Below are 921 nucleotides of genomic sequence, written 5' to 3'. Positions count from 1 at the left end.
GGTCCGGAGCGTCCTCGCTGAGGTCGAGGGCGACGAGGATATTCGCGTAGCCCATGGCGCCCCTTCCCGTGCCGCAAGCGAGACACGACGGGTGGCCCAGAAGGCGCGTGGTCGCCTTGATCCAGCGCAAGATGCTGGGTCGTCCGGGTCTTGAGATGGATCAAGGCTCTGCGGAAACCGCGACCGCATTGTGGGTGGGTATTCCGTTCCCGGTCGCAGGATATCCGCATGTCGTACGCTAGCCTCATGGTCGCGGTCGATGACGGGCTGCACGCCGCGCAACGCATACGACTCGCTGCGGATCTCGCGCATCGCCTGGGCACGCGCCTCGTCGGCGTGGCCGCATGCGTGCCGGATTATCCGCGGGGCTATGGCGAGACCGCCGTGCCCATGGGCTCGGCCATCGAGGACATCCGCCAAGCCGCCCTTACGAGACTCGCAGGCTTCGAACAGATCTTCCGGGAGGCCGCCTGCCGCAGCGACCGCGTCGAGTGGCGCTCGGATCTCGACCATCCCGTCCGCTTTCTGGAGCAGCAGGCGCGGGCCGCAGACCTCGTCGTCGTCGGTCGCTACGCGCAGAACGAGGGAGTGTCCCTCGGGGCTGCGGTCGACCTCGGGGACGTTCTGATGGAGCTGGGCCGTCCGGTTCTGGTCGTACCGCCCGGCGTCGAGCGAATGGAGGCGAAGCGCATCGTCGTCGGGTGGAAGAGCTCTCCGCAGACCCGCAGGGCCGTATGGGACGCGATGCCGTTGCTCAGGCGTGCGGAGACGGTCGAGGTGGTGCGGGTCAACGATGGCGAGGACGCTTCAGAGATCGAGGATGTCGCCCGGTACTTGGCCCTCCACGACGTGAAGGCGGTGCCGCGCCGAGTCGTGGCATCGGGCTGGACGGCGGCCGAGGAACTGCAGAGGGCAGCGGTC

Annotated in this window: 1 protein-coding gene; it reads left to right on the top strand. The window is 68.1% G+C overall.

The window, feature by feature from the left end; translation table 11 throughout:
* Positions 1 to 228 precede the first annotated feature (228 nt).
* The coding region (locus I53_RS23020) for a universal stress protein (RefSeq protein WP_043355109.1) at positions 229 to 921 on the top strand (693 nt) is incomplete at its 3' end.

This window comes from Methylobacterium sp. B1 (assembly GCF_000333255.1).
Lineage (GTDB): Bacteria > Pseudomonadota > Alphaproteobacteria > Rhizobiales > Beijerinckiaceae > Methylobacterium > Methylobacterium fujisawaense.
This window is presented reverse-complemented; position numbering and strand designations above follow the sequence as displayed.